Source organism: Flaviramulus multivorans (assembly GCF_021728415.1).
Taxonomy (GTDB): domain Bacteria; phylum Bacteroidota; class Bacteroidia; order Flavobacteriales; family Flavobacteriaceae; genus Sabulilitoribacter; species Sabulilitoribacter multivorans.
The window spans coordinates 57,615-80,738 of the sequence record NZ_JAKKDV010000003.1 but is presented as its reverse complement, the minus strand read 5'-3'; the positions used below and the strand labels follow the sequence as shown (position 1 = coordinate 80,738).

23 protein-coding genes and 1 pseudogene are annotated in these 23,124 nt (G+C 33.0%); 3 read left to right on the top strand and 21 right to left on the bottom strand.

The features are described 5' to 3' along the window. Nucleotides 1-105: 105 nt before the first annotated feature. The 3 genes and pseudogenes from L3X39_RS08680 to L3X39_RS08675 all read right to left on the bottom strand — a co-directional run bounded on the left by L3X39_RS08680 (nt 106) and on the right by L3X39_RS08675 (nt 3,341). On the bottom strand, nt 106-1,800 hold the full coding sequence (locus tag L3X39_RS08680; RefSeq protein WP_379840238.1) for an ABC transporter permease: 1,695 nt from the start codon (nt 1,798-1,800) through the stop codon (nt 106-108). 168 nt (nt 1,801-1,968) lie between these two features. Beyond that, nucleotides 1,969-2,574, bottom strand: a pseudogene (locus L3X39_RS14790) (ABC transporter permease); the annotation flags it as partial. Between the two features lie 77 nt (nt 2,575-2,651). Continuing rightward, nucleotides 2,652-3,341 (bottom strand): ABC transporter ATP-binding protein, encoded by a 690-nt coding sequence (locus L3X39_RS08675; protein WP_237231392.1) that lies wholly within the window; start codon nt 3,339-3,341, stop codon nt 2,652-2,654. A 25-nt stretch (nt 3,342-3,366) separates the two neighbouring features. Here L3X39_RS08675 and L3X39_RS08670 point away from each other — a divergent pair, with 25 nt between their 5' ends. Further along, a complete protein-coding gene (locus tag L3X39_RS08670) occupies nt 3,367-4,113 on the top strand; it encodes an arylesterase (RefSeq protein WP_237231391.1) in 747 nt (248 codons plus the stop codon). A 23-nt stretch (nt 4,114-4,136) separates the two neighbouring features. Here the strand turns inward: L3X39_RS08670 and L3X39_RS08665 are convergent, their stop codons facing one another. After that, entirely contained in the window at nt 4,137-5,192 is a 1,056-nt protein-coding gene (locus L3X39_RS08665) for a serine hydrolase domain-containing protein (protein ID WP_237231390.1), read from the bottom strand. 190 nt (nt 5,193-5,382) lie between these two features. Here L3X39_RS08665 and L3X39_RS08660 point away from each other — a divergent pair, with 190 nt between their 5' ends. Next, complete coding sequence (locus L3X39_RS08660) at nt 5,383-7,626, top strand: APC family permease (protein ID WP_237231389.1); 2,244 nt, start codon at nt 5,383-5,385, stop codon at nt 7,624-7,626. 94 nt (nt 7,627-7,720) lie between these two features. Here L3X39_RS08660 and L3X39_RS08655 read toward each other — a convergent pair whose 3' ends face one another. The 5 genes from L3X39_RS08655 to L3X39_RS08635 all read right to left on the bottom strand — a co-directional run bounded on the left by L3X39_RS08655 (nt 7,721) and on the right by L3X39_RS08635 (nt 10,697). After that, nucleotides 7,721-8,263, bottom strand: a complete 543-nt coding sequence (locus tag L3X39_RS08655; RefSeq protein ID WP_237231388.1) for a carboxymuconolactone decarboxylase family protein — start codon at nt 8,261-8,263, stop codon at nt 7,721-7,723. 78 nt (nt 8,264-8,341) lie between these two features. Further along, complete coding sequence (locus L3X39_RS08650; RefSeq protein WP_237231387.1) at nt 8,342-8,815, bottom strand: YHS domain-containing (seleno)protein; 474 nt, start codon at nt 8,813-8,815, stop codon at nt 8,342-8,344. Between the two features lie 27 nt (nt 8,816-8,842). After that, nucleotides 8,843-9,196 (bottom strand): SPW repeat domain-containing protein, encoded by a 354-nt coding sequence (locus L3X39_RS08645; RefSeq protein ID WP_237231386.1) that lies wholly within the window; start codon nt 9,194-9,196, stop codon nt 8,843-8,845. Between the two features lies 1 nt (nt 9,197). Beyond that, nucleotides 9,198-9,551, bottom strand: a complete 354-nt coding sequence (locus tag L3X39_RS08640; RefSeq protein ID WP_237231385.1) for a hypothetical protein — start codon at nt 9,549-9,551, stop codon at nt 9,198-9,200. Nucleotides 9,552-9,647: 96 nt separating this feature from the next. After that, nucleotides 9,648-10,697, bottom strand: coding sequence for a helix-turn-helix transcriptional regulator (locus tag L3X39_RS08635; protein ID WP_237231384.1), 1,050 nt, complete (start codon nt 10,695-10,697; stop codon nt 9,648-9,650). 258 nt (nt 10,698-10,955) lie between these two features. Here L3X39_RS08635 and L3X39_RS08630 point away from each other — a divergent pair, with 258 nt between their 5' ends. Next, complete coding sequence (locus L3X39_RS08630) at nt 10,956-12,086, top strand: tetratricopeptide repeat protein (RefSeq protein WP_237231383.1); 1,131 nt, start codon at nt 10,956-10,958, stop codon at nt 12,084-12,086. A gap of 22 nt (nt 12,087-12,108) precedes the next feature. Here L3X39_RS08630 and L3X39_RS08625 read toward each other — a convergent pair whose 3' ends face one another. The 12 genes from L3X39_RS08625 to L3X39_RS08570 all read right to left on the bottom strand — a co-directional run bounded on the left by L3X39_RS08625 (nt 12,109) and on the right by L3X39_RS08570 (nt 22,905). Further along, a complete protein-coding gene (locus tag L3X39_RS08625) occupies nt 12,109-13,422 on the bottom strand; it encodes an aspartate aminotransferase family protein (RefSeq protein WP_237231382.1) in 1,314 nt (437 codons plus the stop codon). 55 nt (nt 13,423-13,477) lie between these two features. Beyond that, complete coding sequence (locus L3X39_RS08620; protein WP_237231381.1) at nt 13,478-14,221, bottom strand: AraC family transcriptional regulator; 744 nt, start codon at nt 14,219-14,221, stop codon at nt 13,478-13,480. 101 nt (nt 14,222-14,322) lie between these two features. Further along, nucleotides 14,323-14,949: a peptidase associated/transthyretin-like domain-containing protein gene (locus L3X39_RS08615; protein WP_237231380.1), complete on the bottom strand. Its 627-nt coding sequence runs from the start codon at nt 14,947-14,949 to the stop codon at nt 14,323-14,325. 134 nt (nt 14,950-15,083) lie between these two features. Beyond that, nucleotides 15,084-15,629 carry a DUF4251 domain-containing protein gene (locus L3X39_RS08610; RefSeq protein ID WP_237231379.1) on the bottom strand — a complete coding sequence of 182 codons (546 nt, stop codon included), beginning with the start codon at nt 15,627-15,629 and terminating at the stop codon, nt 15,084-15,086. Between the two features lie 136 nt (nt 15,630-15,765). Continuing rightward, nucleotides 15,766-16,185 (bottom strand): OsmC family protein, encoded by a 420-nt coding sequence (locus L3X39_RS08605; RefSeq protein ID WP_237231378.1) that lies wholly within the window; start codon nt 16,183-16,185, stop codon nt 15,766-15,768. A gap of 5 nt (nt 16,186-16,190) precedes the next feature. After that, on the bottom strand, nt 16,191-17,039 hold the full coding sequence (locus L3X39_RS08600; protein ID WP_237231377.1) for a dienelactone hydrolase family protein: 849 nt from the start codon (nt 17,037-17,039) through the stop codon (nt 16,191-16,193). 86 nt (nt 17,040-17,125) lie between these two features. After that, nucleotides 17,126-18,172 (bottom strand): glycosyltransferase family 9 protein, encoded by a 1,047-nt coding sequence (locus L3X39_RS08595; RefSeq protein WP_237231376.1) that lies wholly within the window; start codon nt 18,170-18,172, stop codon nt 17,126-17,128. A 3-nt stretch (nt 18,173-18,175) separates the two neighbouring features. After that, a complete protein-coding gene (locus L3X39_RS08590; RefSeq protein WP_237231633.1) occupies nt 18,176-19,003 on the bottom strand; it encodes a DMT family transporter in 828 nt (275 codons plus the stop codon). Nucleotides 19,004-19,019: 16 nt separating this feature from the next. Next, nucleotides 19,020-19,934, bottom strand: coding sequence for an EamA family transporter (locus L3X39_RS08585; RefSeq protein WP_237231375.1), 915 nt, complete (start codon nt 19,932-19,934; stop codon nt 19,020-19,022). Nucleotides 19,935-19,988: 54 nt separating this feature from the next. Next, a complete protein-coding gene (gene ppk2 / locus L3X39_RS08580) occupies nt 19,989-20,765 on the bottom strand; it encodes a polyphosphate kinase 2 (protein ID WP_237231374.1) in 777 nt (258 codons plus the stop codon). A gap of 32 nt (nt 20,766-20,797) precedes the next feature. After that, complete coding sequence (locus tag L3X39_RS08575; RefSeq protein WP_237231373.1) at nt 20,798-21,250, bottom strand: cold-shock protein; 453 nt, start codon at nt 21,248-21,250, stop codon at nt 20,798-20,800. A gap of 101 nt (nt 21,251-21,351) precedes the next feature. Then, complete coding sequence (locus L3X39_RS08570) at nt 21,352-22,905, bottom strand: DEAD/DEAH box helicase (RefSeq protein WP_237231372.1); 1,554 nt, start codon at nt 22,903-22,905, stop codon at nt 21,352-21,354. Between the last annotated feature and the right edge of the window lie 219 nt (nt 22,906-23,124).

The window sequence follows — 23,124 nt, the reverse complement described above, 5'->3', positions numbered from 1 at the left end:
ACATTTTAGAATAAATTTTTTAAAGAAACTGTAGTAACAACTTTCGCTTTTAACCAAAGCTCAAGTTACATAACGCAGAACATTATAGTACAAATGTTTAATTATCTAAACCTCCCTTCGTAATATTTCTAAAGGAGAACTATTCAATACACCTCTAATATTACTTAAGCCTATACCTAACACCAAAACTGAAATTGCAGGTAAAAACACCACAAACGGAATTATAGAAGGCACAAAAGCTTCCCTAAATACAAAAAGTGCCAACAGCAGCGCACTAACTAATGCCAATAAAATACCTACTAAACTCCCTACCATACCAAGTAATAGATACTCTAAAGCAGTAATTCTTAAAATTTGTTGGTTTTTTGCTCCTAAAGTTCTGAGTAGAACACTTTCTTTTATACGCTGATGTTTACTTGTACGCACTGAGCCAATCAATACAATAATACCAGTAATGATACTAAAGAATGCCATAAAATTGATGATCCAAGAGACCTTGCTTAAGATATCATCTACAATGGTAAACACTTGTCTTAAATCAATAATGGTAACGTTAGGAAAATCAGCAACAACAGTACGTTGCAGTTGCGCTGAACTTGCCTCTGTAGGTGCATTTGTAGATAACACTGTAAATTGTGGAGCGTTTTCCAATACACCTTTAGGGAATAGAATATTAAAATTAAGTTGTAATTGTCCCCAATCTACCATACGAATACTACCTACTACGGTTTCCATAAGTACACCTTGTACATTAAAAACAATGTTGTCACCAACCGTAACTTTTGCAGATTCTGCAACATTCTCTGAAATTGAAATTGGAATGACATCACCAGAATTGACCTCAGGAGTCCATTCTCCTTCCAGTAGTTCTTCGGAAGCAACTAAATGATTGCGATACGTTGTTCTAAATTCATGATTATATACCCAACGTCTAATTCTGAGGGTGCTATCCTGCTCTGCTTCATTTGCTTCTACACCATTTCTACTATGAATACGCATGGTCACCAATGGAATATTGTCTATTATTTCCATTTGATTGGCTGCAATGGTTTTTTCTATAGCCTCGGTTTGTTCGGGCTGTACATCTATTATTATAATATTAGCTTTACCAGAACTGTCTCCTATGGCAGTCTTAGACAACAAAATATCTTTTGTAAAATATAGGGTGCTGATTAAAAATGTACCCAAACCTATAGCAACGATAAGCACTAAGGTTTGGTTATTAGGTCTAAAGAGGTTTAATAAACTTTGTCGTGTTGTATAACCCCAAGTTTTAGGAAACCAAGCCTTTATCATTTTCATGGTCAACGTTGCAATTCCTGCCAAAATAGCAAAGGTGATCAGCATACCAACCACAAACGCAATAGCGTATAGTACATTGTCGAGCAACCAGTACGAAAACAGAAAAAGAAAAACAATGATGAGCGCAAATACAATAAGTTTGGCTTGTTTAGGTGTTTTTTGAGTGCTCGTATCACTGATGCGTAACGCTTGTAATGGTGATACATACCAGGTATTAAGTAATGATAATAAAGCGAAGAGCACAGCAATTAAAAACCCTAATACTATTCCAAAAATCAGTGGTTGAACCGTTATTGTAATGTCTACATCAAAGGGTAAAAATTCTTTTAGGATATAAGGGAAGGATTCTTGTATAACAATGCCAATGGCGCCACCTAAAACACCTCCCAATATTCCGATACCAGCAATTTGAATGAGATAAATTAAGAAACTTTGTTGTCGCGACGCTCCTAAACATTTTAGAACTGCAATATGCGTTAATTTTTCACGAATGTAAATATGTACAGAACTGGCAATGCCTACACATCCTAGAAGTAAGGCAATAAAAGCCACAAGATTGAGAAACTTGCCCATGTTTTCATAGCGTCTTCCCAAACGTCTGCTTGTGCTGGTATGTGTATCTAAATCGGCACGCTCTGCATCGAGCATCGGTTCTAATGTATTTTCAAGTTGTATGAAATCCGTTTCTGATGTCGCTTTATAAAAGTATTGGTATTCTTTTCGACTCCCGAATTGCAATAAATTGGTCTCACCAACCAAATGCCTAGGAATCACCACTGGAGGAGCAACCGAAGAGGTTACTGCCGAATTTCCTGGCATACTGCTTAAAGATCCAACTACAGGCAAGGTCAACTCCCCTACTTTTATAGAATCTCCTGTTTTAATATCATACTGCAATAACAAGGTTGCATCTACTAAAGCACCACCTTTTTGCTGATAGGTAGTTGCAGCATCTTCGGGTTGTGTTACCATTTTTCCATAAATGGGAAAAGGGCCTTCAATTGCACGAACACGCGCTAATTTAGTCCCTCCATTTTTAGGAAAGACCACCATGGAAACAAAATTGACTTCGGATGCAACAGGGTTTAACGAATCGATAATGGCTTGTGCACGTTCATTGGGCGTTTCGTTAATGTCAATGAGATAATCTGCACCCATTAATGATTTGGACTGGTTTTTAATATTGTCCTGTAGATTATCACGAAACAACTGAATGGAAACCACAGCCGCAATTCCCAATACGATAGATGCTGTAAATAATAGCAAACGCATCCGACTTGCTTTAGCATCGCGCCATGCCATTTTAAGTAACCATGGTAAATCTAATTTAGTTGAGAGCTTGTCTGTTTTCAATGTGTAGCAGTAGGTTGATTCGTAATTATTTCACCACCTTTTAGTCGTAAAATCTGTTGCGTACGATTGGCTAAATCTAAATCGTGTGTTACAATCACTAAAGTGGTATCTGAGGCTTTGTTTAAATCAAATAATAATTTAATTACCTTTTCTCCGGTTTCATCGTCTAGGTTTCCTGTAGGCTCATCAGCAAATAAAATTGAAGGCGAATTACTAAATGCCCGAGCCAAAGCTACACGTTGTTGCTCTCCACCTGAAAGTTGGGATGGATAATGGTGAAAACGATCTGCTAAACCAACCTCATTTAAGAGCTCCATGCCACGTTTTGCAGCATGTTTTACGCCTTGTAATTCTAAGGGTACACTTACGTTTTCTAAAGCTGTAAGCGTTGGTAGTAGTTGGAAATTCTGAAAAATAAATCCTACTTCCCTATTGCGTAATTGAGCACGTTCATCTTCGTTTAATGTATTAAAATCATAACCACACAATTCTACACTTCCAGCATTTGGCGTGTCTAGTCCAGCACATAATCCTAATAAAGTGGTTTTACCACTACCTGACGGACCTACTATTGAAAAGGTTTGTCCCTTTTCAACATCAAAGGAAATGTTTTGTAAAACGGTTAATTGTCTAGATCCGCTTGTATAGGTTTTCTCTAGACCATTTATCTTTAATATCTTTGACATAAATATTATAAATTTTGTACGACTTATGAATGACGCTCAAAATACTGAAATGAATTTAAATACCAATACTTTCCATACACAGAAACTCTTAAAGTTTTGTTATTTAATCTTGATAAGTGTGTTCTTGTTTTCTTGTGGTAATAAGTCTAGTAAGGACAATAATGAAGCTGATGAAAACGTCAGTGTTGAAGAAGCTGATGAAACTGTGAAGTCCATAGATAAGAAAACCATTCTCTTTTTTGGTGATAGTATAACGGCAGGTTATGGATTGGATACAACGGATGAAGCTTTCCCAGCCTTAATACAAGAAAAAATAGATTCGTTACAATTGAATTATACCGTTATAAATTCGGGTGTTAGTGGAGAAACCTCATCTGGTGGTAGAAATAGAATTGATTGGATCTTAAATCAGGATATTGATGTGTTTGTTTTAGAACTCGGTGCAAATGACGGCTTAAGAGGAGTCCCTTTATCAGAAACACGTAACAATCTGCAAGCCATTATAGATGCTGTAAAGCAAAAAAAACAAAGCACTGACATAATTTTAGCTGGTATGGAATTACCACCAAATATGGGACAAGCATACACCTCTGAATTTAGAAATGTGTTTGCTAATTTGGCAGAAAAAAATGATGTGGTTTTTATTCCATTTATTTTGAAAGACGTTGGTGGTATCAAAGAACTTAATCAGAATGATGGCATTCACCCAACTGCTGAAGGACATGAAATTATTGCGAATACAGTTTGGGATTATTTGAAACCATTGTTATGAGATCATTTAATAATCAGCTCATACTATTTATCTTTTGCTTTACGTAAAATTTTAACAACGCGACTGTGTGTTATTTCTAAGAGATTCCATTGGTAGCCTTCAAAATCGGTAGTATTCATAAATTGAACAACCACAGCATCAATATCTTTATGATATTCTGCCATGCATTGGTAACCAGGAACCAATCCGCCATGATTAAACTCATAAAGCGAGCTGTAGAGTTTCATTTCGCTTTCATTAAGTAATGTACCATCGTTTAATGCTCTCAAGAATTTACCAACATCTTCTGCTGTAGCTATCATGCCTTGATCTTCAGTCTTAAAATCATCTTCAATACCAACATAATAACCACTCATCACATCGTCTAGATTTTTTACTTCATCAAGAGAACCAAACGTATTGTTTAGTCCAAGTGGTATTAAAATTTCAGTCTTAAAATAGTCTTGACGAGGACCTCCTGTAACTTGTTCAATAATTCTTGAAAGCAACAAATAATTGGTGTTGGAATAGCCATAATCTTTGTTTGGCTCAAAATTGGCTGGTAAATCAAGTGCATATTGAAGCACATCTGTATTGGTGTTGGGTTGATTTTTCCAAAAGTCAGGGTTGTCAGTAAAATTAGGAATACCACTTCGATGTTGTACCATCATGCGTATCGTGATTTCATTGGCATTTTCTATTCTACCTTCAAGTTCTGGGAAAAAATCAGTCAGTGTTTTATCCAATGACAATTGATTAGTATAGGCTAATTTGGTTATAGCAACTGCAACATATAACTTGCTTATACTAGCAATTTTGAATAAAGCATTTGGTTTGGCAGGTATTTTCTGTTCTTTATTATGATAACCAGCTGTGTAAAATGCTGGTGGTTTGCCTGCTTCATCTACATAGACAATAACGCCGTCAAAACCATAACTTAAAGTTTGATCTACTTGCTCCTGAACAGTTTTTGGTAAAGGTAATATCCATGCTTTTACCAGAATCCATGGCACAAACCATAAAGAAATGAATGTACCAACTAGTAATACAATTCTAAAAACTTGTTTTCCTTTACTTGGCTTTTGTTTTGCACTTTTCATGATTCTATTAAGATACTTATTTCTACTCTATTTGTATTTACAGGACAAATATATTTAAGATTGTAATACATGTAAATTGTAGATTACTGAACTGTAATATACTATGGATGAATTGATTTTTTAGGGTTAAATAGGTAAATAATTTACTGTATATTTAACAGTATCAGACTATTGCTAATTAACAAAGGCTATGGGTAAAGTAAACGTGAATAGAAAACCACATAAATTTGGCACCTTTCTAGGAGTTTACACACCTAGTATATTAACTATACTAGGTCTGATTATGTATTTGAGATTTGGTTGGGTGGTTGGTAATGTTGGCTTCACTAAAACTGTTATTATTGTTTTAATGGCTAGTTCTATTACTTTTATTACAGGATTGAGTGCTTCGGCTATTGCAACAAATATTAAAGTTGGTGTTGGAGGCGAATATTTTATGATTTCTCGAAGTCTTGGTCTCGAACCTGGAGGGGCTATTGGTATTCCTTTGTATTTATGTAGAACTTTAAGTGTTACATTTTATTGTTATGGTCTATCAGAAGCAATTCTAGTATTGTGGCCAGAAAGTCGAGGTATTTTGCCTTCATATGCCTTACAGGTATTAACTATTGGATTTATAGTTTTAGTGACAGCTCTATCTGGTAAAAGTGCTAAACTGGTTTTAAAATCTCAAATACCCATCATGATTATTGTTGGAGCTTCTATTCTGGCTTTAATTATTGGCGTATTGAGTCAAGATATTCATGCACCAATTACTGAAGCGAGTTATCAAACTGCACCGGAAGGGTTTTGGTACGTGTTTGCTGTATTTTTCCCTGCAGTTACAGGGTTTACGGCTGGTATCGGATTAAGTGGTGATTTAAAGAATCCTCAAAAATCAATTCCAAAGGGAACATTAGGTGCAGTAGTTAGTGGTGCTATTATTTATCTTATTATTCCACTGCTTCTAGCAATTACTGGAGCCTTAACTATAGAACAATTGGCAGACCCAGAAGCTGGTGTAACGATTTGGACACGTTTAGCAATTTTCGGTCCTTGGATTGTTTACCCCGCAGTTTGGGGTGCTGTTTTATCGTCAGCTTTTGGGAGTATTTTAGGAGGTCCTAGAATTCTTCAAGCATTGTCTATGGATGGTATTGTTCCCAAGTTTTTATCAAAGCTTTCTAAATCTGGACAACCTACAATAGCAACGTGGATAAGCGGCATTATTGCAATAGCCGCTGTTTTTCTAGGTGGTTTAAATACTATTGCGCAATATGTTTCAGTATTGTTTTTAACACTTTATGTTGCCGTTAATGTAAGTGCAGCTACCGAGCAACTCATTAAAGAGCCTTCCTATCGCCCAAAAATACATGTGCATTGGATGATTTCTCTTTTGGGAGCTATTGCAGCAATGGTAGTTATGTGGTTAATAAACCCTTTGGCATTTTTGTTTGCGCTCGGATTGGAAGCACTAATTTTTATTTATTTAATAAGCAAAAAACTAGAACAACAATGGGGAGATGCCTCAACTGGAATATGGATGCATCTGAGTAGATATGCTTTATTACGATTAAACACAAAAAAGATACATTCTAGGAATTGGCGACCTATTGTCATATTATTTATTCGAGATATTAAAGAGCATATTCAATTGGTGAAATTTACTGAAATGCTCGGTCAAAACAGTGGTTTACTAACTATTTCTAAACTGGTTACCATTAATGATACAAGTGAAGTGGAACGTCGAAACGAATTTGCCTTTGAGATGCAAAAAGATTTGGCTAAACAAGGATTGCAAGCTTTAACAGAAGTAAATGTAGTTGAGGATTTTAAAAGAGGTATGTTAGAAATTGCTGCTTCACACGGTGTTGCTGGAATAAAAACCAATACCGTAGTATTTGGTTGGTCGAGTTCAAAAGATGGGAAAGCTCAAGAGTTACAAATTATTAATGCCTTATCATTAACAGGAAAGAATATTTTAATGGCACATTTTAATAAACCATTTAGTGTTCGTATAAAAAAACGCATTGACATTTGGTGGAGAGGTAAGGATAATAATGCTGATTTGATGCTCCTTCTCTCCTATTTAATTAAACTAAACAGTAAGTGGAAAAAAGCTGAAATAAATATTTTCTCTATTGTAGATTCAGAAGAAGAAAAACACAGAATGGATCAATATATCCAATTTTCTACGCGAGAAGCACGTATTGATGCTGAAATTCATATTTTAATCAATAATAACAAAGATGTCGTGGACTTGCTTATTGAAAACAGCAGTAGAGCGGATCTTGTTTTTTCTGGTTTAGCTCGTGGTAATGCTAATTTAGATAAGCGCATTGAAATTATAGAGCGTATAACATCTAAATTAAAAGCCGTTATTTTTGTTCAAAATAATGGTATGGAAAACGAAATCCCGATTATTTTTAATGCTTCAAAAGGTGATGTTATATGATGTCCATTGGTATTTTACCAATAAACAGAAACTATTTATAATGGTAACACCTTACCTATTCATGACAAATAAGTAAGGTGTAATTGAATTGCTATTAAATCAATTCTAATTCTACTTTTGGAAAATCTATTGGAACCTTAGCAACTTCATTTAAGTAATTTGTAAATGTAATATCTGTGATTACTAAAACTAAATCTACCAATGCTTTTTCAGAATACCCGAGGTTATAAAATTCTTCAAGTAGTTCTTCTGAAGCTCGTCCTCTATTCGTTACAATTTCAGCTGCTAACCTTGTAAGAACATTTAATTTAGAGTTATTACTGGTTAATTGCCTAAACGACAAGGCTTCTTCATCTGTAAAGCCATTCATTTTCGCTATTGCGGTGTGTGCCGATAAACAATAATGACACCCATTAACTTGTGAAACGGCTAATTTAATGGCTTCTAATTCTTTATTGGAAAAACTACCCTTTCCCGCCTTATTGGTCATATTTATATGTAACGCTAAGCTTTCGGATGAATACCCTGTAACGGCATATACATTAGGGAGCATACCAATTTGTTTTTTAATAGAATCAAAAATTTGTTTTGAATCATTATTTACTTCGTTTATAGTTGGAACTGTTATTGTCTTCATGTTTCTATTTTAAAGATTTAAACATCTGTAAGCCTTAATTAGGACAAAGACCTACAGATATTTATTGCTATTATTAAATTAATTATAGGTTTTACTTAATTTTTTCCAGTTAGTATTGGCAACTGATAGTAATTTGTTATGGTTATTTTCCGCTAGCCATAATTGCTGAGCGTCTAACTCGATATTATACAAGTACAAGAAGTATTTACCATCTTTTACAATAAACTTGTTTGGGTCCGGTCTAAATTTAGCTCCGGCGTAAACACCAAAAGCACAAAATCCGCCAAACTGAGGTAAATATTTATCTGGGTTTTTATCGAATTTTGCTTTTTGATCACTCGATGTAAAGTAATAGACTATCTTATTGTGCTCTGTTTTGTATTGTTTTAATCCTCTTTGAGCAATACCTAAATCTAGATATGATACAGGACTATAACCTTGCAGAGCAATATTACTATTATCAATATTATTGGCTTTGTTATCTTGTGCAAAAGTTGTGGTCGCAACCATAATTGCCAATATTAAAACTGTTGATTTTACTAATTTCTTCATTTTTTTAATTTTTAATTGTTTTATTTTTTAATAATCGTTTTCGCTTAATGAAACTACTGTAAAAACAACAGCAGCATTAAACAGGTAGTAGTTTGCTTCTATGCCATTAAACCCTAAAGCAAATGGAATAATCATAAAAACTATAGCAACTACTAAATCTATGGCTAAATGCCCTTGAAAAGGGATTGATCTGAATGCACCCAATTTATAATCTGTTAAAAGGCTTACTCCTAAAACGGCAATTCCAGTTATGATAGAAATCCAAAGTGATGCAGGGTTTGTGCTACCTAATCCTAAAAGAAAAGGAACCGTAATAAGGCCTAAACCAGCTGAATAATCGGCTACACCATGAAGTGTTGGCGATATAAATCGAAATTTCATTTTAATTAGCTTTAAAATATTCTTCTCGAATTACTTTACCTTCATCGTTCCATGTACGAAGAATGATTTCGTGCCAATAGATTTTAGTCTCATCCTTCATGTCAAAATCAAATGTAAATTCTGATGCCGAAACATTGCCGTCAAATAGTGTATGATATTTAGTAATACCATTTACTTTAGCAATAGCTTCAGCAAAACCTTCCATTTTTTCTACCATTTGTGCCTTATTGGTAGTTTCTAAGTCATTGTAGTCTGACGTTGTAGCATCTTCAGCAAAAAATTGTTTTACAGCATCTACTATCGCCCCTTGAGCAACAATACTGTCCATTTTTTCCGTTAATGATTTAATGTCCATTTTAATTATTTTTAATGTTAAACAAAATTTTAGTTTGTAATTACATTGCAAATATCAGAATGGAAACTCAGCACCTGTTTGCGAAAAAAACGCTATTTATTGTACTTTTTGAATTTTAAATTGGGAAGGAGAAATCCCAGTTTGGTGTGTAAAGAAATTTGAAAAATGGCTTACTTCTTCAAAGCCTGTAATAAGTGAAACATCTTGTATGCTAATATCCTCAAGCAATAAAGTTTTTGATGTGGTGATGATTTCGTGTCTTATTAATTTTCCTATAGAAGTATGCATTTTGTCTTTTACCTTTTTTGATAAGGTTTTAACAGATACATTCATTTTTTGCGCATAAAACTCTAATTGATGCTCTTCTTTATGATGTAATTTTATAAGCTCAATGAGATCTGAAACAAAACGATTTCTACTTTCAAAATCGAAATCTGTTCGAAACTTATTAGGTGTCTGCCCTACTTGATTAGTAAACACACGATTAAAGTATGCAGGGTCGTTATATCCTAAATTATATGCCACTTCTTTTATGCTTTTATCTGTAAAGGCAATCTCCTTTTTGCTTTCTAACACTTTCCTATTATCAACCATTTTTTTTAAAGAAATGCCTATTTTGTCTTTTATTAAATGCTGAATATTATAACCATTGGTATTAATTAAATCCGCTAAATCTTTACTGGTTAGGTTATTTTTAAATTCTTGGTCAATAACGTCTTTAGCATCAAAAATAAGTTGATATTCTTCTTTATTAGCTTGAAACGGATTCTGCCAATACCATTGTTTTGCAGATATATCAATAATGCTATGATTTTCAGTATTAAAAACAGTGCTGGTTAAATACTTTTGACATTCTGTACATTCCTTAAAATTGATATAACCTAAAGCAATTAAATGCTTAAACAACACACGGACGTCTTTAGATTTGAACAGAATTTCATCGGGAAATTCAATTAAGCGTACAGTAAAATCATCAGATAGGAATTTAATATATTGCCCTTTAGATAAATATATAGCTTTGTCTTCCCAATCGGTATAATTTAGAAAATCTACTTCTATACTTCCTGTCCCGGAAAGTATGTGAACCAAAGTATATTTGTTAATAAAGTAAACTTTGTTTATTTCGGCAATAAGTTTTTTAACCATTTCTAAACCTTAAGTCTTGAAATAGTCGTAGATACTATTTAAACTTGACAAAATGAATCCTTTGCAACCACTTTATACTTCTTCTCTCCTATGTCGTTGCATAAAAAGAGTTTTTTATGCTTTTATTAAATAAGTTTATCAATAGTTACTTTCATTTATCCTATATTGAGAATTCAAAATCAAAATCTTATAAACAGGAAAGATTATTATATGCTGTTTTTTTACTATTTAATTTTCTTATTCGTTTTTACTGTATTATTGAGACCGTTTTCAACGTTAATCCATGAATTAGGTCATGGCATTCCTGCTTTGTTACTAACAAACAAGAAAGTTACTCTGTATTTAGGTTCTTATGGAGATCCAAAAGAAAGTTTTAAAGTAGAAATTGGTAGGCTAGAGCTTTTTTTTAATAAAAAACCTTTCCACTGGAAAATTGGACTTTGTGTATTAGAACAACAAACGCTTTCAATAAATAAGCAAATTTTTATTGATTTAATGGGACCTTTAGCATCGTTAGCTTTATCTCTAGTTTTAAGTTACTTTGTTTTCCTTAGTGATATAAACGACAACGTTAAAATTATTTTATTCTTTTTTAATGTTTCCACTTATTATGATTTTTTCATAAACATTGTTCCAAGCAGGAAGGTTATTGAGCTCCATGATGGTTCTGCTGTTTATAATGATGGTAAACAAATATTAGATTTATTAAAGCTTAAAAGTATGCCTAAAGAATATAGTATTGCTGTTAATTATTACAACAATCAAGAATATCGTCTCGCAGCAGTAGAACTAGAAAAAGTTTATAAAAAAGGGTATCGTGAAGGAATCATTTATCAATTATTAATTAGTGCATATCTACAGGTAAAAGATTACTCAAATGCATTAAGAGTAAATGATTTATATACTAACGATTTAAAAAATAAATTTAACTCCAATGATTACAACAATTCAGGTTTAATTAAATCATTTTCTGGTTCATATAATGAAGCGTTAATTGATTACCAAAAAGCTATTGAACTTGACCCAAAGAATAGTACAGCTTTTAATAATCGAGGCTATACATATAATGTAATGGGAAATTATAAAAATGCAATAAAGGATTTTGAAAAAGCAATATCTCTAGAAGAAAGTTTTGCTTATGCACTGAATAATAGAGGTTTTGCAAAGATTAAACTTGGTTTGAAAAAAGAAGGTCTAAGGGATCTTGAGAAATCAATGACATTGGATGGTACCAACTCTTATTGTTATCTAAATTTCGGTATTTATCATTATGATAATGGTGAATATGAAAAAGCTTTAGAATACTACTATAAGGCAAAAGAACTTGATGAAAAAACTTATTTACTTGACAATTACATAAAAGAGGCTAGAGATCAATTAATATTGTAACTCCTATTCCATTCTACACACATTATGCTTCTTTCCTTGCATTGTTCTGTAAAAGAAGTGCTTTATTTAAAATACTTATTCCTATATCTATGTCTTCTTTACTAATAGTTAATGGTGGTGCTATTCTAAATACACTACCATAACCTTTCACGCGGACAATATTCATGTTTAACCCCAACTCAAGACAAGTATCGCATATACGCATTCCTAAATCATCATCAGGTATTTTCGTTTCCCGGTCTTTTACTATTTCAACGCCTAATAAAAGACCATTACCCCGCACATCGCCAATACATTCATGTACTTTTTGCAATTCTAATAATTGGTGCTTTAAATACGCTCCCATGCTTAAAGCTTTCTCCGCTAGATGCTCTTCATGAAGTATTTGTAACGCAATTAACCCAAAGGATGCACAAAAAGGGTCTGATACGTGCGAGGTCATATAAATAAACCCTTGCTCGTGACAATATGCCTCAATTTTATCACTGGTTATAGTTGCTGCAAGCGGTAACCCGCCACCAAGTGTTTTTGACAGCGTAACAAAATCTGGAGTTATATCATAATTTTCGAAAGCAAAGGTTTTTCCAAGTCTTCCCAATGCTGTTTGGGCTTCATCGAGTATTAGTAAAAGTCCGCGTTCCTCACAAAGTGCTTTTAATCGCTTTACATAATTTGGCTTTAATTCTATCATTCCCGCAGCACTCAATAAGGGTTCTGCAATGAGGGCAGCATATTCACCAACCGATTGTTGATCTACCATTTTAATACCAACCTCTAAACACGTATTATCACAAGTGCCCTTGCAATGTGCTATAGGGCATCTATACGCATAAGGTGCAGGTATCATTAAACTACCAGGAATCGTGGGGCCGTAGCCTTTTCTGGTTTTTGAATAGGTATATGATTGAGCACCAGCTGTCATACCGTGCCATGAACCTGAGAACCCAATAACTTCGAAGCCACCCGTATAAAGTTTTGCCATGCGTATAGCGACTTCGTTAGACTCCGATCCGGTATTTAAAAAAATGCACTTCGATAAGGATTCTGGTAGTTCTTGAGTTAGTTTCTTCGCTAAATCAATGACAGGAGGTGATAAAATACTACTTAATAAGTGAATGGCTTTGTCTCCTGATTTTTTTAACTGTTCAACAAATTTAGGGTGGTTGTGCCCAAAAACCGAACACATTTGACCTGAAGTAAAATCTAAAATGGCTTTACCCCTTTTATCGTACATATAGCTCCCAGAGGCTTTTTCGGCAATAAAAGGTGAAAATTCACCACAATAACGTATTAATGATTTTTGTGCTTCGGTTATTTCGTCTTGTAAATTTTGCATACTATTTTTTTATGCAAATTCACATTTTTTAAAATTTAAAAATTGTAAAATTCAATCATATTTTAATAAAGTCGGCATAACGTTTTGGAATCATTCCTACATTTATTTTAAAGTACTTATTAAAATGGCTTTGGTCATAAAACCCCGTTTCGTAAGCTACTTCAGTAAAGCTATCTTTATTCTTAATGTATTCCTTAGCTTTTTCAATTCTTAAATTTAATAAATAACGCATGGGAGAAATGCCTATGTTTGATTTAAATAAGCGCTGAAAATGACTATCGCTCATACAAGTTATATCTGAAAGTTCTTCAACCAAAATGGGTCTATTATAATTGTTTTCAAAAAGTTGAAGAGCCTTTTTTAAAATAGCTCTAGACTTACTGTTTCCGCCTACATTGTCAATTAAGAATCGCTGAAATACCTCAGGAACATTATTACAAACATCCTCATTGCTTGTGTTTAAATTATTTCTAATGGATTCAAACCAATTATTGAAATGTGCTTTATAAGAAAAACAGTTTTGTATTATAGTTAAACCTAATTGATTATTGGAAACATTAATAAAAGGATTGAATTTAGGAACTCTTATAACCTTATAATGGAAAAAATGGTCTATCATGGTTTGATGAGCCACAAATGGTGGAACAACCACTAAATCATTTGATTTAAGCTTAAAAACATTGTCGTTACAGATAAGATTCGCACCTCCGTTGATTACAAAACTAAAGGTGTAACGGTCCGGATGCAAATGCATTGGAAAGTAATGCTTTTTATCATAATATATGGTTGCACATTCCATTACCTATTTTTATAAACACGGTTATGTAAATATAGATAATTACAAAAAAAAAGAACAACCATGACGATTGTTCTTTTATAAACTATGTTGTTGAACTGTTTTTAAAACGAAGCATTTTCTTCTTTTCCTAATATAATATCGCGCTTCGCAACGAATAACCCTTCTTTTTTATCAAGTTTAAGAATTCTATTAGGATTTGTTTGTTCTATTTTTTCACGACAAGCATCTTTTAATAAGGGGTCGTCATCAAAAACAAAGGTTTCAATTTTTTGCTCTGGTTTTCCTGGTTCTTTTATAATAGGAAGTATTTGTCTTAACTCGTTGCCATAAATATAACTTCCAGGAACAAACGTATAAAATGTATATTGTCCGTCGTCATTAGTCTTTACCCAACCTCTGTGGTGAACATAACGTTTTTTGTTTTCTCTTTTTAATTCAAAATTCCCATCTTCATCGGCTTGGTGAATAAAAAGTAAAACGTTTTTTGCTGGTGTTACACCATCGCTTTCATAAATAGTTCCTGTAATCTTCAATTTATTTGATTTTGAAGCAAAATCAGGAATAGTATCTACGTTGTTTAATTGTTTTTCAGAGTAGTCGTAAATAGGACTACGCTTTTTATAATCTTGTGGAATTTCATTCGATGCTTCGGCAGATTCTTGTGCATCAATCGTTTGAAAAGTAGCTATAAAACTTACTAAACAAAAAAGAGTTATTAATTTTTTCATGGGGCATTAATTATTAATTCACTCAAAACTAACCAACTAAGCCTTTTCGAAATAAAAAAATCGTTTGAACCCTAAAATTTTCGATGAATAGATGAAATACACTTTTGTAACAAATTTTGATTGTGGCAATAGTTTTATTCTGTAACAGGTTTAACCATTCCCGAATATCTTATCCCAAATCGAGAGGCACTTATAAGCCTTATATTACTTTTTAATGATGGCCAAAGCGTTATATTTACTTTGAAATTTTCAGAATTGCTATCTGCCTCAAATGCTATATCATAACCATTATCTTTCCGTTTTACAACTTGATAATTTTCTATAGCACCTTTAAACTCAATGGTACCATCCCTACCACCATAGGCCACATTCATTTGACGTTCACCAAAATAAGGTAAATAGGATGAAATACTATCACCAGAAATTTTTAAAAAATTAGGGTTTCCAATTAAATTTATGCTTGCAGAATTATTTCCAGGTTGTAATAATCCAGAATTTATAACCTGTTGCATGGCTCTTGTAGTTTGTGGATAAGCCCAATCTGATTCAATAACATACTGCTTTCCTTCAACTAATGCTGTCAATGCTTGTATTTCAGAATCCGTTGTGTGTTCTTTTGAAGATCCACAAGAAAACATAATTATAAAAAGAAAGCTGATTATATAATAATAAGGTTTCATAAGTCTACTTTTTTCTTTCTAAAATACAAAAAATTCAGATTAAAGATTTCCATAAACAATTAATTATGAAACCATTAACAATAAAAAAACCAGTACACTGTTGCATACTGGTTACAATTAATTTGTTTTAGACTTTTTAAAGAAGTTTTGCTTCCAATTGTATATCAGCCTTTAAAAGCTTTGAAATCGGGCATATAGCCTTAGCATTATTGGCAATTTCGATAAACTGTTTGCTATCAATATTTGGTACATCCCCTTTTAAATCTAATAAAACATGCGTAACATTACCATCTTCAAACTTAACTGTGGCATCAACATCTAATGTTGTAGCCGTAAATCCAGCTTCATTTAATAAAAAACTTAATTGCATTGCAAAACACCCTGAGTGCGCTGCTCCTATTAATTCTTCTGGGTTTGTTCCTTTTTCACCATCTTCAAAGCGCGTATGAAATGAATATTGGGTGTTTTCGAGTACTTTACTACCTGTAGTTAAAGTTCCTTTTCCTTCTTTACCACTACCCTTCCACTGCGCTTTTGCTTTTCTTGTAAATTTCATATTGTTTATTTGTTAAATGTTTTATTTAATAAGTTTTGTAATGCTTCCCACGATTTTGCATCGGCCTCGGCATTGTATTCTAAAGGTAATTTAAATTTTTCTCCCATAGCATCGGCTCCCCTGCTAGTATAAGCATGTTTTGCGCCTTCGTAAGCAATGTACTCATAATCTGCCTGAATACTATCCATAGCTTTTTTAAAGTTCACTACCGACTCTTCAGAAACAAAAGGATCGTCTGCTCCGTTTGCGACCAATACCTTGGCTTTCAATTTATCATTTGGCATAATTGGTAATTGCACGCCACTATGAAATGCCGCAACAGCATCTAAATCTTTACCAGCATTCGCCATAGTTAATACTACACTACCTCCAAAACAATACCCGATAGCCGCAATTTGCGTAGTATCAACCGAAGGGTGGCTTTTTAATACTTCCATAGCTGCGTCAAAACGGGCTTTAGCTAAATCGATGTTTCTCATAACCATACCAGAAAATTTTCCTGCATCTTGTGGATGTGCTGCTTGCTTACCATCGCCGTACATATCAATCGCAATAGCTGTATAGCCTAAATCTGCCAGCATATCAGCACGCTCGCGGGTATAATCGTTATGTCCCCACCATTCATGCACCACAATAATCCCTGGTCGTTTTGCTTCTATGTTTTTATCATAAACTATATAGCCTTTCATCTGAGTGCTATCTGCACTATATTCAACCTCTTTGGCTTCGAGTTTAATTTCTTTTATTTCTACATCTTCAACTTTTTCTTTGGATTTGTCTTTACAAGACACTAATACGCCAAAAATCATGAATACCATGAATAAATTCTGAATATTTTTAAAATGTAGTCTCATATTTATTAGGTTTAGAGTTAGATATTTATTTCTTATAAAGATAAAACAACAAAGAAACAAATCCCAGAAGAAGTTATAAGATATTTTTATTTAAGGATTTTATTAATAGATACTATCCAATCATCTATGGAGGTTTCGTTTGTATTAAGGGCAACACTACCATTTCCGTATGGTGCATAAATGCTAGGTTGTGTAACTGAGAAAAAACCAACCGTTGGTGTTAATGACGCACTCGCTAAATGCATAACACCGTTATCCGCTGCGATAAAAATTGAAGTGTTTTTAATAATAGCTCCCATTTCACGAATATCTTTACTGTAAAAGTTAGGCGCTTTAAAGCTAATTTTTGAAATGTTTTCAATAGGCAACATTTCAATAATGTTGTAGTTTGGGTATTCTTTCAACAAACGAGCATAAAAAGTTTCCCACCATGTTTCCGAATAGCATTTATCACCAGTTGCATTGGTATAAATACAAATAGTTTTACGGTTATTATTAATAATACCATCTAATATTATTTTTCCATCTGCAATTTCTTGCGTACTGAGTTTTATATTTAAAACGGGTAAACTACTTGTATTTTTTTCGAATCCTAGTTTTACTAAATATCGTCTTAAATTATAAATAGGGTATTTTGAAATGTGTGTATAATCAGGAAATTCTGCTTGTATATCTTCGTGTACATCACCAAACACCTTAAATCTAGCTTTACTAATTTGCGTGAGCAACCTACCAGAAGACGAATCTTTATCACCATTAATAACCAAATCATAACGCGTTTGCTTAACAGATGCCCAAACCATCATATATTTAAACAAATGATTAAAAGGCTTTTTAGGAAGCTGAATGATTTTATTGATTTGAGTATAATTTTGAAACACAGGATTTGCAACACCTCCTTTAACGAATAAATCGATTTTACAATTAGGAAAGGTATTGATAACCTCTTGCACGATAGGTGTTAACAATAATTGATTACCCAAACGGTGATTAGGACGTATAATGAGTACTTTCTGAATGTTTAGTGGTTTTGAAGTATCAACAACGGGATCTTTATATTTTTTTCCTATATTTTTAGTAATGCTATGCATCACACGTCGCCTAATATTATTGACACTTTTTGGTATTTTCACAACCTAATCTTTTTTTGTTTGAAGTTTTGACTTGTAATTAACATTTAAAACTAATCCTAATATTATTAGAGCAATACCTAATAAACTCCACATAGTATAAATTTCTGTAAATATAAAGATGCCAAATAATACCGTAAAAATAACTTCCATGTATTTAAGTGGGGCCACTTGATTTGTTGATGCTACCTGAAATGCTTTCGTCATGTAAACCTGTCCAAAATACCCAAAAACACCCAAACCAAATAGTAGTAGCCATTCTTCTCCAACAGGATTAACCCAATTATTTATAGCTCCTAAACCACCAACAATGGTTGCAATGACCATAAAATAGTTTACCACTACCACAGGATGATCACCCTTTCCTATTTTACTTAACAAAACATAAACCATTCCACTAAATAGAGCCGCAGCCAGAATAAGAATCAGTCCATAAGTGTTTATTTGTGCATCAAAACCTTTTAAAATAATCACTCCAGAAAAAGCAATAAAGAAAAATACCCATTGCCATGACTTAATTTTTTCTTTTAGGAAGAATACTGCTAAAATAGCTGCAAAAATTGGAGCTAAATAACGCAATGACACAGCGGTTCCTATGGGTAAGTATTTCGTAGACATAAAAAATAAACTCATAGATGTAACACCGACGATTCCCCTTAAGATTAGAAGTTTTTTGTTATTACCTAAAATGGGGATTTTATTTTTAAAAAGGAATCCGAATGTAAAAAACAAAGAGCTTAACGACCTAAAAAATACAATTTGAAACGCATCAACATGTACAAGGTACTTAACGGTGCCATTCATACAAGCAAACGCTATGGTACTAATAAGCATATATTTTATGGCTAGTTTAACGTCCAATGCCTCGAGGTTTTATTACACGGTTAGTATTAATAAAATAAACTCCCGTAAGTAACACAATAGCTGCTATAATAGATTGAAGCGTGATGGTTTCATTTAACACCCACCAGCCCAAAATTAATGCTATAATAGGGTTTACATAGGTGTTTGTTGCTACTTTTTCGGGTGATACTTCTTTAAGTAAAAAATTAAATGCGGAAAATGCTATAATGCTTCCAAACAAAATAAGTCCAAGCATCGACCATTGTACATCGGTATTCCAAGTTGATGGTAGGGTCCACGTTTCTCCTAAAATCATACTAACTATAAAAAGCATAATACCTCCAGTAAGCATTTGGTAACCTGTATTTACAAAATAATTTGAAGGCAAATTTGCTTTTCCAACAAATAAACTCCCGTAACCCCAACTTATCATACAAGCAAATATCATTATCATACCTATAATTTGACCTTCTTGACTTACCAGTTCTTTTTGACTTACCAAAAGATAAATACCAATAAAGCCTAAAACAACACCAATATAAGCCATTGTTGATATTTTTTTACCCTGTATAATACGCATTAAAATAAGTACTACTAAAGGTTGTGCCGATATTTCTAACGCTGCAAAGCCACTATCAACAAATTTTAAAGCCCAAACAACAACCCCATTTCCAAAGGTTAAAAATAAGAAACCTGCAATGGCAGTGTTTTTTAGTTGTTCCTTGGTAATGGAAATATTAATCTTTAAGATTTTAGCAATAATAAATATGAGAATTGCAGCAATAACAAAACGTATGGATGCTAGTTTAAAAGGAGGTAATTCTGAAACGGCAATTTTATTAAGAAGATAAGTAGAACCCCATATTACGTAAATGGCAAAAAATGCTAATACAATCGTTAAGGTCTTTTTTTGTATTGCCATATTTAAAAACTCAGTTTTAAAATTCTAAGGTAGTTAGAAACGATCAATTATAAATTATTTACTTAAGCACTCTTTAAGGCTTTCATTGTCAAAAACTTCTGAAACTATAGATTTATCAAGCTCCAGTCGCTCTCCTGTTTCACCTTTCTTATCGTAGTCAAATCTATTAACTACATATCTAATCACTTCTTTTCTAGCAACGTCGCGTTCATTTCCATTAATAACAATCCAAGGCGCATTGGGTTTGCCGGTTTTTTTAAACATGGCTTCTTTATACTTTGTAAAATCTTCCCATTTTGATTGCGCTGCTACATCCACACTACTCAATTTCCATTGTTTTAAAGGATTATGAACACGCTCTTCTAATCGTTTTTTTTGTTCTTCTGCGCTAATTGAAAACCAAAATTTAAACAAATGGATACCATCTTCAACCAGTAATTTTTCCAGTTGTACCACTTGCTTATTAAATAAATTGTATTGCTTTTTGGAACAAAAGCCCATTACAGGCTCTACAACCGAGCGGTTATACCAACTGCGGTCAAAAAGCACCATTTCTCCCGGACCGGGTAAGTGCTCAATATAACGTTGAAAATACCATTGCCCAAGTTCACGCTCTGTAGGTTTTGAAAGTGCTACAACTTTAAAAAGACGCGGGTTTAAAAAGCGAATAAAACGCATAATAGCACCACCCTTACCTGCAGTATCTCTACCTTCAAATAAAATAAGTACGCGTTGGTTGGTTCCTTTAATGTGTTGTTGTAGTCTAACTAATTCTGTTTGGAGATTTATATATTCTTCATCCTCTTCAAGTGTATGAAATCTCAAGGACATAAATAAAGCAGTTTATTAAATAAAATTATGTGCTAAATCTTTTTTACTCTTACGGCATTCATTCCTTTTTGTCCACGCTCAAGCTCATAAGTAACTTTATCATTTTCCTGAATTTCATCAAGTAAACCGCTTACATGAACAAAATATTTTTCTTGATTAATGCTGTCAAGTATAAAACCGAACCCTTTTGAATGATCAAAGAAAGATACTTTACCTTCCTTAGCGGTTGGCTCCTCTTCTCCTCTATCTTCTTTTTTAGGAATACCCAATTCAATGCTTTCAGCATCTACTTTTACTTTCATATTTGGGTCTGGTGGTGTATCGGTTAAATTTCCGTTAAAATCTACATATGCAAATTGAATACCTTGAGGATTTTCTTTGGCTAAAGCTTTTCTTGCCTCTTTCTTCTTTTGTTTCTCTTCTCTTTTCTTTAAGCGTTTCTTTTCTTTTTCTATTTTATTAAAAGTAACTTGTGATTTAGCCATAGTTTAAGGTATCCTGCTGTTTTTTTGTGAATAATAGGCAGTAAAGATACATCTTATTTTAAGGATGGAATAATTAATTGGTGGTAAATTGTTCCGAAATACTATTCTACCGGTGGATAACCATGAATTTCCTCAAAAACTTCATCAAAATTAGCACGTAAATAGGCATTTAGTTTTTTTCGATAATCTCCTTTTAGCCATTCTACAAAATTAAAAGTGCTCTTACTGATGCATTTTGTGTAACGTTGAATTCTGAAATCTATATCTTCTCCTAACATTTTTGCTAGTCCAATAGCATCATATACATCTTCACTATTTTCAATACAAATTTTAGCATGTTGCTCAATAGAGCGTTCTAAAACAACTTTTGATGACTCACCATTTCGAATAGAATCCACATAAGTTTTTTGGATGTCGAAATACACTTCTTCTGATTTTGAAAACTCAGCACGTAATTCATCAGGCATTTCATATCTGAAATTACTTTCTAAATCTTCATCACTTAAAATAGAATCTAAATAATAATTTGGCGATTTAAAGATGCGTTGCCAATCTAAATCATCACCCCATGGACCGAATCGATGGAAGTTATTTCCTAAATCTACAACAGTAAAGGACTTTTTGTTTTTTAATACACGTGACCCTCTACCAATCATTTGGTAGTAAAGCGTTAATGATTTTGTTGCTCTGTTTAATATAATACTATCTACAGTGGGCTCATCAAATCCGGTTGTTAGAATACTCACTGACGTTAAAATAGCATCTGGAGTTTTCTTAAACCATTTTAATATAGCAGCACGCTCTTTTTTTGTATTCGTATTATCTAAATGAGCAACAGGATAACCTGCTCTTCTAAACGTATCGTAAACATGTAAAGAGGTATTAATACCGTTATTAAAAATCAATGTTTTTTTACCTTTTGAACGTTCTTCATAAGCTTGTAAAAGCTTGGTTAACATATCGTTATCGGTGTATAGATCTTCTGAAGATTTAACTGTATAATCTCCATTTGCACCAACCACCAGAGACGTTAATCCTACGTTGTAAGTATACATTTCGGCACGTGCCAAAAAACCATTTTCAATAAGGGATTCTATGCTTTCTCCAACAATTAATTCATCGTAATTATCGGTCATTGGTAACTCAATACTCGAACTTAAAGGGGTTGCAGTAACTCCTAAAATAAAAGATTGACTAAAAAACTTAAATAATTTAGTAAATGAATTGTAATGAGCCTCATCAATAATTACTAACCCAATATCAGAAATATCTAATTTATCGTCATGTAACCTGTTGTTTAAGGTTTCAACCATGGCCACGAAGCAACTATAATTGGCTTGATCGCTTAAATCGGCTTTACTATCTATTACTTTATTAACAACACCAAATTCGGTAAGCATATTTGATGTTTGCTTACATAACTCAATACGGTGCGTCATAACTAAAACCTTCTTTTGATGGTGTTTTAGATATTGCCTAACTATTTCAGAGAAAATAACTGTTTTTCCACCACCTGTAGGCAATTGATAAAGCAAATGATAATCATCTGGTGATTCTTCGAAGGCTTTAAAAATTTTATTAATAGCCCCTTTTTGGTAGCTATATAAGTCTTTTCCGGTTTTTCTTTCTTCTAACTCTGTTTTAGAAATGGACATAATTTCATTTTACTGACGTGCAAAAATAACATCTTTAAAGGGTTTATTTAGCATGTTTACCATGAAAATTATTAAGGAATATTAACAAGTGTACTTTACCACTCATTTTTTAAGAATTAATCGTCTTGATATTGGGAATAGTATTAATTTCAAATAATTCTTTAATTATATTGTAACATATTTAATTTTTTGGCTTCTAACTGAATATCTAGCTTAATT